13 protein-coding genes are annotated in these 12,704 nt (G+C 33.5%); 4 read left to right on the top strand and 9 right to left on the bottom strand.

Translation table 11 applies throughout. The annotated features are described in order from the left end of the window. Positions 1–78: 78 nt before the first annotated feature. From A9G44_RS11430 to A9G44_RS11390, 9 genes are all read right to left on the bottom strand, one after another. On the bottom strand, positions 79–987 hold the full coding sequence (locus A9G44_RS11430; protein ID WP_065611138.1) for a glutamate/aspartate ABC transporter substrate-binding protein: 909 nt from the start codon (positions 985–987) through the stop codon (positions 79–81). A 226-nt stretch (positions 988–1,213) separates the two neighbouring features. After that, a complete protein-coding gene (gene lnt / locus A9G44_RS11425) occupies positions 1,214–2,755 on the bottom strand; it encodes an apolipoprotein N-acyltransferase (RefSeq protein ID WP_065611136.1) in 1,542 nt (513 codons plus the stop codon). Further along, positions 2,748–3,620 (bottom strand): CNNM family magnesium/cobalt transport protein CorC, encoded by an 873-nt coding sequence (gene corC / locus A9G44_RS11420; protein ID WP_065611134.1) that lies wholly within the window; start codon positions 3,618–3,620, stop codon positions 2,748–2,750. The genes lnt and corC overlap by 8 nt, the downstream gene beginning before the upstream one ends. Positions 3,621–3,736: 116 nt before the next feature. Next, entirely contained in the window at positions 3,737–4,204 is a 468-nt protein-coding gene (ybeY, locus tag A9G44_RS11415) for an rRNA maturation RNase YbeY (RefSeq protein ID WP_065611132.1), read from the bottom strand. Positions 4,205–4,222: 18 nt separating this feature from the next. Continuing rightward, positions 4,223–4,693 (bottom strand): 23S rRNA (pseudouridine(1915)-N(3))-methyltransferase RlmH, encoded by a 471-nt coding sequence (rlmH, locus tag A9G44_RS11410; protein ID WP_065611130.1) that lies wholly within the window; start codon positions 4,691–4,693, stop codon positions 4,223–4,225. 4 nt (positions 4,694–4,697) lie between these two features. Next, entirely contained in the window at positions 4,698–5,015 is a 318-nt protein-coding gene (gene rsfS / locus A9G44_RS11405; protein WP_065611128.1) for a ribosome silencing factor, read from the bottom strand. A gap of 87 nt (positions 5,016–5,102) precedes the next feature. Continuing rightward, positions 5,103–5,477 carry a hypothetical protein gene (locus tag A9G44_RS11400; RefSeq protein ID WP_065611125.1) on the bottom strand — a complete coding sequence of 125 codons (375 nt, stop codon included), beginning with the start codon at positions 5,475–5,477 and terminating at the stop codon, positions 5,103–5,105. 353 nt (positions 5,478–5,830) lie between these two features. Further along, positions 5,831–6,631 (bottom strand): YdgH/BhsA/McbA-like domain containing protein, encoded by an 801-nt coding sequence (locus A9G44_RS11395; RefSeq protein ID WP_065611123.1) that lies wholly within the window; start codon positions 6,629–6,631, stop codon positions 5,831–5,833. A gap of 357 nt (positions 6,632–6,988) precedes the next feature. Further along, the gene (locus tag A9G44_RS11390; RefSeq protein ID WP_065611121.1) at positions 6,989–7,600 is read right to left on the bottom strand and encodes an NUDIX hydrolase; all 612 of its coding nucleotides are present in this window, start codon (positions 7,598–7,600) and stop codon (positions 6,989–6,991) included. Positions 7,601–7,692: 92 nt separating this feature from the next. On the opposite strand from A9G44_RS11390, the gene A9G44_RS11385 reads away from it, so the two are divergent. The 4 genes from A9G44_RS11385 to A9G44_RS11370 all read left to right on the top strand — a co-directional run bounded on the left by A9G44_RS11385 (position 7,693) and on the right by A9G44_RS11370 (position 12,607). Beyond that, the gene (locus A9G44_RS11385) at positions 7,693–10,197 is read left to right on the top strand and encodes a class I adenylate cyclase (protein ID WP_143426402.1); all 2,505 of its coding nucleotides are present in this window, start codon (positions 7,693–7,695) and stop codon (positions 10,195–10,197) included. A gap of 219 nt (positions 10,198–10,416) precedes the next feature. After that, positions 10,417–10,989, top strand: coding sequence for an RNA polymerase sigma factor RpoE (rpoE, locus tag A9G44_RS11380; protein ID WP_034909980.1), 573 nt, complete (start codon positions 10,417–10,419; stop codon positions 10,987–10,989). 49 nt (positions 10,990–11,038) lie between these two features. Next, positions 11,039–11,617: an RseA family anti-sigma factor gene (locus A9G44_RS11375; RefSeq protein ID WP_065611117.1), complete on the top strand. Its 579-nt coding sequence runs from the start codon at positions 11,039–11,041 to the stop codon at positions 11,615–11,617. Positions 11,618–11,623: 6 nt separating this feature from the next. After that, positions 11,624–12,607, top strand: a complete 984-nt coding sequence (locus A9G44_RS11370; protein WP_081298330.1) for a MucB/RseB C-terminal domain-containing protein — start codon at positions 11,624–11,626, stop codon at positions 12,605–12,607. Positions 12,608–12,704: the final 97 nt, after the last annotated feature.

Here is a 12,704-nt window from a genome sequence, read left to right as displayed (position 1 = left end):
ATATATTAATTCACTAATTTAGATAATGTACTAAATGCAATTGATTTAGTACATTGGATTAGAAAGATAAGAAAAGTATTAATCTAATGCTTTATCATTAGGATTGGCAAATAGCTCAACCATTTTAGGCGAAATTTCAAGACTCATATTTGCACCTTTTGGTGGAACGGGTTGAGTAAACCATTTATTATATGATTCTAAAGCTTTTCCTGATTTTTGCGTATCGGCAATAGTCTTGTCCATCAATTGTTTAAATTGAGTATCGCCTTTTCTCAACATACAACCATAAGCTTCATAAGAAAGCGGTTCACCAACAATTTTCCATTCAGCTGGATTAATAGCACGAGAACGTTCACCTGCAAGTAGTGCGTCATCCATCAATAATGCTACAGCTCGTCCTGTTTCTAATGCATTAAATGCATCACCATGATCTTTTGGTGTAATGATACGAATACCTAAATTATTTTTCATGTTGATTCGGTTTAAACGGATTTCAGACGTTGTACCTGCAGTTGTTACCACGTTTTTACCTTTTAGATCTTCAATACTATTGATGTTGCTATCCGCTTTAACAAGGAATTGCGTACCAACAATAAAAATACTGTTTGAAAAATCAACTGTTTTTTGGCGTTCAAGATTGTTAGTTGTCGAACCACATTCGAAATCATAGGTATAGTTGTTAAGCAGTTGAATGCGAGTCTTAGAAGTAATCGGTAAATATTTTACTTTAAGATCAGGTAAGTTTAATTCTTTTTTAACCGCATCGACGATTAAATTCGAATAATCTTGTGAGTAACCAATTACTTCTTGATTATCACCATAATAGGAGAATGGAATAGAAGATTCTCGATGACCAACAACAATAACACCACTATCTTTAATTTTTGCTAATGTACCACTCAGTTCTTCTGCAACAGCCGAACCGGTCATTAGTCCTAACATTGCAAATGATAACACTAGTTTGGTTAATTTTGTCTTTTTGTTCATACTCATCTCCTACAGTTTATTTTGTATCATATTAAATAATTTTAACATTTTTACAAAGGGCATATATTATAACTTATTTTTTAGCATAAAAGTACTTTTTACTGTTTATTTATCTATCATTGGAGCTAGATGTAACCAGCAATTAACGCAATATTAGATTATTGATTACATCAAGACTTATTAAAACCCAATTATATTTAAGCAATAATTATGCCAGTATCGTGAACTATAAACGTTTTTTTATAAAAAGTGAGATAAACATTAATGCCATCACAACTAAATAAGGCCAATTCCCCCATATAGCATAAGGCGTTAGTCCAGTTGTTGGTGATACAGATGCAGATAATGCGCCTGTTTCAAATTGCGGTAATTTTTTAACAATATTACCATGTGGATCAATAATTGCAGTAATTCCCGTATTAGTACTACGAATTAAAGGTCTACCAAATTCAAGCGCTCTAGCTTGCGCCATTTGTAAATGCTGTTTAGGTCCAATACTATCACCAAACCATGCATCGTTTGAAACAGTAAGTAAAAAATCAGTATCTGGGGTAAAATTTTGCCACATTAAATTCGATAAAATCACTTCATAACAAATTGCTGGGGTAAATTTAAAGCCTTTTATTTGTAATTGAGGTTGTTTTGCTTCGCCAGATTTCATTGAGGACATAGGAATATTGAGCAGTTCAGCAATTGGTTCAAGTACTGATTCTAACGGTGTAAACTCCCCAAAGGGCACTAGATGGTGTTTTTTATAACGGTTGATAGTTGGATATTGATAAGGCTCTTTTTCTCCTAATACTAATAAAGTATTGTAGATATATCCATTAGATTGATAGCCATTTTCGCCAAAACGATAATCAATAATACCAACAGCTATTTCAGAATCATGGGCTCGGGCTTCGTTATCCAGATATTGTAAAAAAGATTGTTGATTTATTTCGTAATCGGTGATGCTGGCCTCTGACCAAATGATAATTTTATCTTTACCAAAGTTTTGTTTAGACAATTTTGTATAGGTTTGTAATGTGTTGTTAAGTTGTTCTTTTGTCCAACGTATTGACTGTGAAATATTTCCTTGAATTAAAACAAAATTAGCTGAACGAGTATCATTAGCTTTAGTCCAATTAATATTATTGAATAAAATTGGTGCAAATAAGATCACAAGTAGTGCAATAAATGCACTAAGCGTGTGCGTTTTTGGCGTTTTGCTATTTATTGTCTTTATGCAATAAACAAATAATCCACACAAAATTGTTAGCAGTAAATTAACACCATCAATCCCCAATACAGGAAAATAGCCTTTTAACGGACTATCAAGTTGGCTATAACCGAGTTGTAACCAAGCAAATCCTGTTAAAATATACCCTCGTAAGAATTCAGTTAATTGCCAGAGCACAGGAGCAAGAAGTACAAGTTGTTTAAATGAAAATTGTCCAGCAAAACGATTTGCTATCCTTAATAGAAAAGCAAATAGCATAGGATAGATCGACAAATATAGGATTAAAAAACCTAAAATGATAATAGCAATGAGAGCGGGTAACTCTCCATACTGCTTAATACTGATATAAACCCAATGGATCCCTGCGGCAAAATAGCCAATGCCCCAACTTAATCCTAATAACATAGCTTGTTTTTTAGATCTATCAGCAGTAAGCCATAAAAGACCAGTAAACGATACAAAAGCTAGAGGCCAAATATGAAATGGAGCATAACTAAAAACTGCTATACCACCAAAAATTAGGCTTAATAATATCTTTTTAAGCATTTTCAGGTAACTCTAAATTAGGCGCGGTAGCCCCATCAGGAATAGTCACATGCAATTGAATGATTCGTCTTCGATCTGCAATGGTAACTTTAAATTGATAGCCGTCAATGGTAATGGTTTCTCCGCGTAAGGGTAAGCGTCCAAAATGTTGCATTACCAGCCCTCCAATGGTATCCATCTCATCATCACTAAAATCAGTTGAAAATATTTCATTAAAATCTTCCACTGGAGTGAGGGCTCGCACAGTATAAACCGATTGCGTTAAGCGACGAATATCGCGATCTTCAATTTCATCATACTCATCTTCAATATCGCCCACGATGAGTTCTAAAATATCTTCAATAGTCACAAGCCCCGAAACACCACCAAATTCATCAATAGCCATTGCCATATGATAGCGCTGCATACGAAACTCTTTTAACATATGATCGACACGTTTACTTTCGGGAACAACAACGGTTGGTCTGAGAATTTTTTTGAGATCAAAATTATCAATACCTTGGCGAATAAAAATCAAAAGATCTTTAGCCAATAAAATGCCTTCTATGTGATCTCTATCTTCACTAATAACAGGATAACGAGAATGCCCATGTTCAGAAATAATATCTAGACACTCATCAAGTGAATAATTGTCTTTTATGGTAACAATTTGAGAGCGAGGAATCATAATATCGCGAACGCGTTGTTCTGCTATATCCATTACCCCTTCAATCATATCCAAGGTATCAGGATCGATAAGTTCGTTTTCTTCGGCTTCGCGAATTACTTCGATCAATTCTTCTTTATCTTTGGGTTCCGAATTAAATAACTGACTTAACCATAATGCAAACCCTTTTTTAGGTCTCCGGTGATTATCATCACTCATTTGTGCTTTTCCTTTCTTACTTTATTATTAATTTACTATTTTTGGCTTAGTTTACTTAATTTACTTACTAAAAAGTTTGCAAAATAGCATATAACTAAACGGCCTATCGTACATTTCTATTCATCAATGGGTTGATAAGGATCTTCAAATCCCAATTGTTGCATAATATCAATTTCGATATTTTCCATTTCTTCAGCTTCTTCGTCAAGAATATGATCATAACCGAGTAAATGTAAACAACCATGCACAATCATATGTGCCCAGTGCGAAGTTAATGATTTATGTTGTTGCTCAGCTTCAGCTTCAACCACTTGCTTACAAATAATTAGATCACCCAATAAAGGAACATCGATCTCGATTGGGGATTCAAACGGAAAAGATAAAACGTTAGTTGGTTTATCTTTATGACGATAGGTACAATTTAATTGCTGACTTTCTTGTTTATCGACAATACGGATAGTGAGCTCGGCGTTATCCATAAACTGAGGTAAAATAACCTCTAACCATTGCATAATTTGCGCTTCGGTAGGCAAATTTTGGTTATCTTCTGTAGCAATTTGCAAATCTAAAATAATTGCGCTCATCATATTTACCTTACTTTATTATTCACGATGATAAGGATGATTAGTGGTTAAACTCCATGCACGGTAAAGGCTTTCAGCTACAATAACCCGCACTAAAGGATGAGGTAGGGTAAGTGGCGACAGTGACCAACTCTGTTCCGCCGCCGCTTTGCAAGAAGGAGATAACCCCTCAGGTCCACCAATTAATAAACTCACATCACGGCCATCTACTTTCCAACGTTCTAATTGTTCAGCTAAATTATGCGTTGTGTAAGGTTTACCTGGAATATCAAGAGTCACAATGCGATTGCCTTTACCGCAGGCACTTAACATTGCTTCGCCTTCTTTATCTAAGATCCGTACAATATCTGCATTTTTTGTACGTTTTCCAGCAGGAATTTCAATAAGCTCTAAAGGCATATCTTTAGGAAATCGTGATTGATAATCATTAAAAGCAGTGGTAACCCAGTTTGCCATTTTATTGCCAACAGCAATAAGCTGTATCTTCACGTGATTAACTCCAAAGCTTCTCAAGTTCGTAAAGCTGACGGCTTTCTTCTTGCATTATATGTACAATGACCGCATCCATATCAACTACGACCCAATCGGCATCACTTTTACCTTCGCTACCTAACACCAAATGACCTTGTTTTTTTGCTTCATCAAGTAAATGGTTAGCAATAGAGGAAACATGACGGTTTGAAGTGCCAGTACAAATAATCATATAATCGGTAATACTTGATTTGCCACGAACATCAAGGGTAACAATGTTTTTTCCTTTTAGATCATCAATCTTATCAATAATAAAATCTTGTAACGACTGCTGCAAAATAATCTCTCTTTTTATTAAAAATAAAGCGCCATTATAGCATATATTTTAAAAATAACGGTGATGATAACTTACACATATTTTTATTGATTATTGGGATTGCTTTTTTCTTTTCTTTTTTGCTAGTTTATCTTCACGCATTTTTTTTATTTGTTCTTTTCTGTTTTTCTTTATTTGGTCTCTTTTCAATTTTTTTTGATTATTTATAGCTAAACGTTCCTCTTTATTTAGAGTATCTTTTATTGTATCTTTTGCTTTTCGCTTTTTTTCTCTATTTATGCTAAATTCCTCTAGCACCTCTGTTAACGACGATATACCCAACAAGAATAAAAGTCCTAAAAATAAACCTAATAAAGATGGATATATTGGGTTGTAATCGTGACCCATGCGCGGAAGGATTCTAACCGTTGCTGCTTCTACAAAATTGGTACTAAATAAAAAAAGTAAGAAAAATATCGCTTTCATAATATATGCAATTTAATGGAATAATTCCACGTATTTTATCTTATACAAATATATATAGATGTTAAAGGAAATTTGAACAATAAAAAAGCAAAGTTTTATATTTCAATGGCACACATTTTCAAACAAAAAATTAGTGTTGCTGATCCAATTTTTGTAAAAATATTCAGGATTCTATACCGTCTTGAGATTAAAAAATGAAAATAATAATACGAAATTTGAATTGAGATGTGGAATAATCTAGGAGTAAACAAATAAAAACTTTAATAAAATCAATTCTAAATCCGAGGTGTTTTAGTCAAAACCCACGGGCAAGTAAAATTGCTCACGTGGGTTTATTTCAGTTACGTACAAGCTTATTTATATAGGTTTATAAAAACAGTTTGTGCTGTGCTTGCAGGGTTAGATGATACTTCTTTTACATAATAAAAGTGTGCACCATTAGCAACCGCATGTTTTTGTGCGGCGGCACTGATTTCTGCTGTATTGTTGAATACACCATGGAAGCTAATAGTACTAAATGGCGTCATGTGTTTAAATGCTTCGCTACTAATTTCGTAGGCATCTTGACCTGCTATTGCTGTTGTTACGATATAATCCCTAACGGGTGCGTCTTGTTTGTATAAAGCAACTTCGATATCTTCTGCTTGGTTTTTGATATCATCAGATGAAATTGAATCGATATAAAACGCATAGGCATTTTTTTCAGCGGCTAATTTACTTGCAGCTTCGGTAATTTCGGAAGTGTTATTGTAATTACCTTTAAATTTAACAACATCAAATGGTAAATAGTAAAGAGCTTTTGAACGTTCATAAGAAACCACGCCATTATAAATAGTTTCATTTTTCTGTACGGCTATTGGTGCGTTAGATTTGTAAATATTGGCATAAACAATCGCACGATCTGAAGAAGTTCCATTAGCTGGACTTTCCATTGCAGTAATATAGTAATATTTAGCACCTGCTTCATCGGCAGCGCGAGAAATATCTTTAGCAGCATTTTCGGCTTGTAAATAACTTCCAGTTACTGAAATTTCTTTTAATGGTACTAAATGACTACTTTCTTTAGCAGTTAATGGCTCAGCAGCATAAAGACTAGCAACAGGTAATGATAACAATACGGCTAACGCAATAGAGGATTTGGTAAAACGTTTCATAATATATTCCTTCATTTTTGAATTATTAAAATAGAAAATCGTTGTTTAACGCTTATTTTATTTGCAAATATATTTATTGATATTACTTCGAAAATATTCGAACTGGCAGAGCTCCTGATGTGTTGTCCTTGTCTACTTGTAAAAAGCGTTAAGACATTAATAGTTGTTTTGGTAGGAAAAAATAGTAAAACAACTTGTTATTGTTATAAGACGTTCAGTAATAATCCTCAAGTTCTTTTAATCAAATAGAAGGGTGCCTAGCATTAATTGTTTAAAATGAAATGAATTGTCAAAAAAAGAGTTAATTTGAGCTAATTAAGAATATTAATATTTTCTAAATTATATTTTTCCTACAGATTATTCTCTAATTCTTTCAATAAAGAATTTAAGGATTTGTGCAGTTAATCCCCAAATAACCCGATTGTGATACTGATAATAATAGACAGAATACTCAGCTCTTTTTTGCCATTTAGGTGATCGGTTTAAAATGATATCAAAAGGGAAATCATCAGAAGGTTTATGCCCGACAAACATTGTTGCACGCTGAGGGGGATTTTGAATAAACCACTCAATAGGAACGGTAAAAATCTGTTCGACTTCATCATGATTTAGTTGCAAATCATCAAGTGAATTGATTGTGCCAACAAATGGATAAATAGCCATACCTAATGTTGCAATAAACTTGGGTAATGCTCCTAAAATTGTTATGTGCTTAAAGGGGATACCCAATTCTTCAACTGTTTCACGTTTAGCTGTGTATTCGGGATTGGTATCAGATAATTCCACACGCCCACCAGGAAAGCAAATATCTCCAGGTTGCCATTTTAATTTTCTAGATCTAATTTGAAATAAAAGATGCAATTGATGATCAATATCAACAATCGGCAATAATACTGCAGCTTTATTATCGATAAATTTTGTGTTTTCTTTTTTTTGAATCTGTTTAGCAATATTTTCAATTGTTATCATAATTATTCATTTTATTTAGGGTTTAAATTTTTGTTCTATTTACCTTACACAAATAACATGCTAGATTTAATAGTAGCGTTAAATTAATACGCGTGTTTTATCTAATTGAAGCCATGCAATATTATATCAATAACATAAAAAAAGAGCTTGAAGATCTTGCCAAATTGAAACGTGAGCGTGCTATCATTGGTATGTCTCCTGAATTTCAGCAGGTATTTTTATTACTTCCTGCGCTTTTTCATTATCACACACCTAAATTACCAGGATATATGGAAGGGGATATACCTTCAGGTATTGCTTGCTATCAATTGTCTGATGATGTAAGTAAACGGCTTAAAACTGAATTCGATTTTATTCCATCCACTAACGAAAATAAAATAATTAACATCCCAGCCATATCCGCTTTATATACAATGGGAAGTACCTGTTCTATTGGACAGTCAATTCAATCTGATCTTGATATCTGGATATGCATTGAAAACAATTTAACAGATCAACAAAAAGAAGCCTTACAACAAAAATGCCGTTTGCTCGAAGGTTGGGCGGCAAATTTGCAAGTCAAATTAACGTTATTTGTGGTAGATGCTGATCGTTTTATTAATAAACATCATGAATGTCTAATGGGCGAAAATTGCGGAACTGCGCAGCATATTTTGTTACTTGAGGAGTTTTACCGTTCTGCAAATTTGTTGGCTGGCAAATATTTACTGTGGTTTGTAATACCTTATAATTTCACCGTGAATAACGTTACTTACCCTACTTATGAGAAGTGCGTTCAAGCGATGGTTGATCTTAATTTAATCGAGCGAGAGCAATGGATTGATTTTGGTCCACTAACTGGATTATCAGCTCAAGAGTATTTTGGAGCAAGTTTATGGCAACTTTATAAAAGTATTGATTCACCTTTTAAAGCGGTACTTAAAACCCTATTATTAGAAGCGTATTCATGGATTTACCCACAAAATAAACCAGTTGCTTATCAAATGAGGGAACTGATTCAAAAAGGCGAAATTCATAAAGGGATGTACCTAGATTCTTATTACATGCTGTTAGATAGAATTAGTAAATACCTCATTGAAATCAATGATTATGAACGACTTGAATTAATTCGTAATTGCTTTTATTTGAAAGTGAACGAAAAACTTTCTATCCCAACACAATTGTCGTCATGGCGACGCTCTATTTTAAGTGAGTTAGTTAAAAGTTGGGGATGGGATGGTCAACAAATTGCAAAATTAGATGCGAGTCAATCTTGGAAAATAGGGCAAGTCCGAGAAATACACGAAATCTTATTACACACTATGATGTCCGGCTATCGAAATTTACTCAATTTTGGTCGTCGTAATAATTTAGACTCATTAATTAGTCCTCAAGATCTGGCGATATTAACACGTAAGCTCTATGCTGCTTTTGAAGTATTACCAGGAAAGATCACAACGTTAAAGCTCAATATATCTGATAATTTACAAGAGGAAGCATTAACTTTTATTCATGTTGCAGAAGATCGCATCAATCGAGCAGGATGGTATGTTTACAATCAAAAACCCATGTTGCACTCAATTATTGGCCATCAATATCTTGAATATAGCAAATACTTAGTAAAACTAGTAGGCTGGTGTTATTTTAACGGATTAATTGCTGATAGCACTCACTTTTATTATCATGATGGTGAAAACCGAAATAATTTGAAAATTAATAAATTGATCGCAGATCTAAAAAATTACTTTCCTACTGATGTGCCAGCAGCAACTGAAGAACAGTTATATGGACCATGCGAAATTCGTCACTTAGCTATTATTTTAAATTTAGAAGACGATCCGACGGCTAATATTGAATTAGACGATGAAGTGACCAATAGTGTACTTAATTATGGTAAAAACGAACTCAGCTTAGTGGGATCAATTGATCTTCTTTATCGTAATTCGTGGAACGAAATTCGTGTTCTCCATTTCAGCGGTGCGTTATCGGTACTGCAGGCGATTAAGGAGTTACTAAATCGAATGCATAAAGATGCTGATTTACCCAATTCGCTAGAAATATTTTGTTATAGCGAGTACCAGAGTGATGAAATCAAACAACAAATGAAAAAGTTAATGGATGAATGTATTGATTTACGTTTAACTACCACTCAAAATAACTCAACGCAAGTAAAACCATTAAGGATCGGTGGAGCTTCATGGTATCTATTTTTTGAGCGATTAGGGGTATCATGTCATCAATTTGAAAATGCGATTGATTTTTATGGTGCAGTATCAAATAACAAAATACAAGGTAGGCCACTAAACATTTTAGACGAAACAAATGAACTACCAAAAGAAATTGATAGCGTCGCTTATGCAGGGATCATACAATTCTTTTTTGAAAATACTGATTCAGGTTTTGATCTTTACATTCTAAATGAACATAACCAAGTTGAAATATACCGTAATTGCAACGGTTCAATAGATAATATGGTTAAAGATATTAACGAATTTTATATCTTATCTGACGATCGTTTTTCATTTACTACCAGTAGCTCAGTTAATTTTAATCTACCTCAATTTTATCAAATTACTTATAATGAGCATGATGAAAGACAGATTATCCCGCTTAATTAAAAGATCGGCCAACGATCTAACTTGGATGTAATCATGTCAAAAAGTTTCAGGTAACTATGTGTTTTAGTATAAAAATAATAAAAGTTTACAATTAATAAGTAAAATAATTAAATTTCTATTAAAATAATGGGAACTTTTTTCTAATTTAAGAATCTAACTGTATGTCAGCGCAACTTTGGGCCGATTGACAGTTATTAACAAAATAAGGAAAGGCCTTTAATGGGGGAGCAAGTAACAGACCAAGTATTAGTAGATCGCGTTCTTAATGGAGACAAAAACGCATTTAATTTACTTGTTGTTCGTTATCAAAACAAACTGGCTCATTTGGTTTCTCGTTATGTATTAGCGTCCGAAGTTCCTGATGTTGTGCAAGAGACTTTTATTAAGGCATATCGATCATTAAGTCTTTTTAAAGGTGAAAGTGTTTTTTACACATGGCTGTATCGAATTGCAGTTAATACAGCAAAAAACTACTTAACGTCTCAAGGACGACGGCCACCATCATCAGATATAGATGCTAGTGAAGCCGAAAGTTATGAAGGTGCAGATTCATTAAGAGATCTTGATAATCCTGAAAATTTAGCGCTTTCAGACGAAGTAAAAAAAACAGTATTTGCAACGATCGAAGCATTACCAGATGATTTAAAAACCGCAATTACATTGCGCGAAATCGAAGGGTTAAGCTACGAAGAAATCGCTCAAATCATGGATGTACCAGTTGGCACAGTGAGATCACGTATTTTTAGAGCTCGTGATGCAATTGATGAAAAAATTAAACCATTACTCAGTTAATGGCTACAAACAAATAATAAAGAGTAGTCATAAATTTAAGGTGTTTACTATGCAAATAGAACAGAAAGAGCAACTTTCATTACTTATGGATGGTGAGTTTACAAACGACCATATTGTTGATGAAGTATTAAATGATGAAAATTTGCAATCATGCTGGCATCGTTACCATATTATCAGAGACACAATGCGAGGTGAATTACATAGTAGTTTATTAAATCATAGTAGTTCACTAAATTTAGATATCTCTAGTCAAATTGCACAAGCGATAGCAACTGAAGATTTATACAATCAACCAATTGATCAACCTAATATTGACACAACTACGCCACCAAAAGCTGAAAACCTAATTTGGATTCACGTTAAAGACTTTATTGGCAAAGTAAGCCAAGTTGGACTTGCAGCGTGTGTAACTCTTGGAATTATTGCAGGTGTACAATATAATCAAGGACAAACAGATAGTACCAGTGCAAGCCCTACATTAAATACAGTACCAGTTGGTGTAAGTGTGGCTCCTGTAGGTGGCATTCATCAACAAAACGATCAGCAATTACTTGAAAAACGACAATACGACAAAATTAGATTGCTTGTACAAGATTATGAATTGCAAAAAAGATTAAATGCACACTAATTTTAAATGAAATCGCTAAATTATTTCATCAAATTTTTTATAAAACAGAGACGAAAAATAATATTCGCTCTGTTTTTTACATTTTTTTCAGTATCGATTTATGCCAACGATACAGAGGATGCCTTTGCGTTATTAAACAAAATGAATCACGCTGTACAAACGCAAGATTACCGCATTTACTTCGTATCTCAAGATAAAAATCAATATGTAACCACATTCGAATATAGCCATATGGGTGCGCCTGTAAAAGAAGATATTAATGCCTACTTGCGCTATCTGGAAGGTCCTGATAAAGAGATCATCTTACATAAAGGGATAACCAGTTACTTTCAGCCTAATAGTTCATCATTTTCTATCACTAGCTCACGAATTATCGAAGCTTTCCCTGACGTTGTTTATAATAATTTTAATGACCTTAAGGATGTTTACGACTTTATTTTTTTAGGAAAAGCAAGAACAGCTAATCGAAGCGCAAAACTAGTCAAAATCATAGCGAAAGAACAGGACCGTTATAGCTATGTAATTTGGATTGATGATGAAACCTTTTTACCCATTAGGATCGATTTATTAGATCAAAATAGCGATATCATTAATCAGATTAAAGTAATACAACTAGATAAAAATTTTGATAAGAAAGAACAGCTAGATTATATCAACAGCCGAACTTACCCAATCTTATTATCGATTGAAAAACAAAATAATGCCTTTGACCAATGGCGACTAGCTTGGTTACCTAAAGGATTTAAAGAAGTGGCTGCTTATAATTTGAATTTTTATAGTTCTGATATTGCTACTAAATTGTTTTCAGATGGTGTATTTTCATTTACGGTCAATATCTCATCTGAACAAGCTAAACAATCTAATCAGATTATTCAACAAGGTGGAAGGACAATTTATTCAACCAACTTAGGTCATAAAAATATTGTCATCATAGGTAATTTGCCGCGTACTACAGTTGAACGTATTGCACAAAATATTGTTCAGAAATAAACGCAAACTTCTCGATAACGCTATGCTTAGTAGCGATAAAAGTGTAAAATGTTTCTCTTTCTGACTATGTAATTATTAGCAATATTGGTCATAACCA

The organism is Gilliamella sp. Occ4-3 (genome assembly GCF_001690675.1).
GTDB classification, from domain to species: Bacteria; Pseudomonadota; Gammaproteobacteria; order Enterobacterales; family Orbaceae; genus Gilliamella; species Gilliamella bombi.
This window is presented reverse-complemented; position numbering and strand designations above follow the sequence as displayed.

What these genes read in the sequence shown, in the direction of transcription:
- A9G44_RS11375 (WP_065611117.1), top strand. Translation starts at nt 11,039, where the DNA reads ATGCAAATAGAACAGAAAGAGCAACTTTCATTACTTATGGATGGTGAG.
- rpoE (WP_034909980.1), top strand. Translation starts at nt 10,417, where the DNA reads ATGGGGGAGCAAGTAACAGACCAAGTATTAGTAGATCGCGTTCTTAAT.
- A9G44_RS11370 (WP_081298330.1), top strand. Translation starts at nt 11,624, where the DNA reads ATGAAATCGCTAAATTATTTCATCAAATTTTTTATAAAACAGAGACGA.
- corC (WP_065611134.1), bottom strand. Translation starts at nt 3,620, where the DNA reads ATGAGTGATGATAATCACCGGAGACCTAAAAAAGGGTTTGCATTATGG.
- A9G44_RS11400 (WP_065611125.1), bottom strand. Translation starts at nt 5,477, where the DNA reads ATGAAAGCGATATTTTTCTTACTTTTTTTATTTAGTACCAATTTTGTA.
- A9G44_RS11395 (WP_065611123.1), bottom strand. Translation starts at nt 6,631, where the DNA reads ATGAAACGTTTTACCAAATCCTCTATTGCGTTAGCCGTATTGTTATCA.
- A9G44_RS11430 (WP_065611138.1), bottom strand. Translation starts at nt 987, where the DNA reads ATGAACAAAAAGACAAAATTAACCAAACTAGTGTTATCATTTGCAATG.
- ybeY (WP_065611132.1), bottom strand. Translation starts at nt 4,204, where the DNA reads ATGAGCGCAATTATTTTAGATTTGCAAATTGCTACAGAAGATAACCAA.
- lnt (WP_065611136.1), bottom strand. Translation starts at nt 2,755, where the DNA reads ATGCTTAAAAAGATATTATTAAGCCTAATTTTTGGTGGTATAGCAGTT.
- A9G44_RS11390 (WP_065611121.1), bottom strand. Translation starts at nt 7,600, where the DNA reads ATGATAACAATTGAAAATATTGCTAAACAGATTCAAAAAAAAGAAAAC.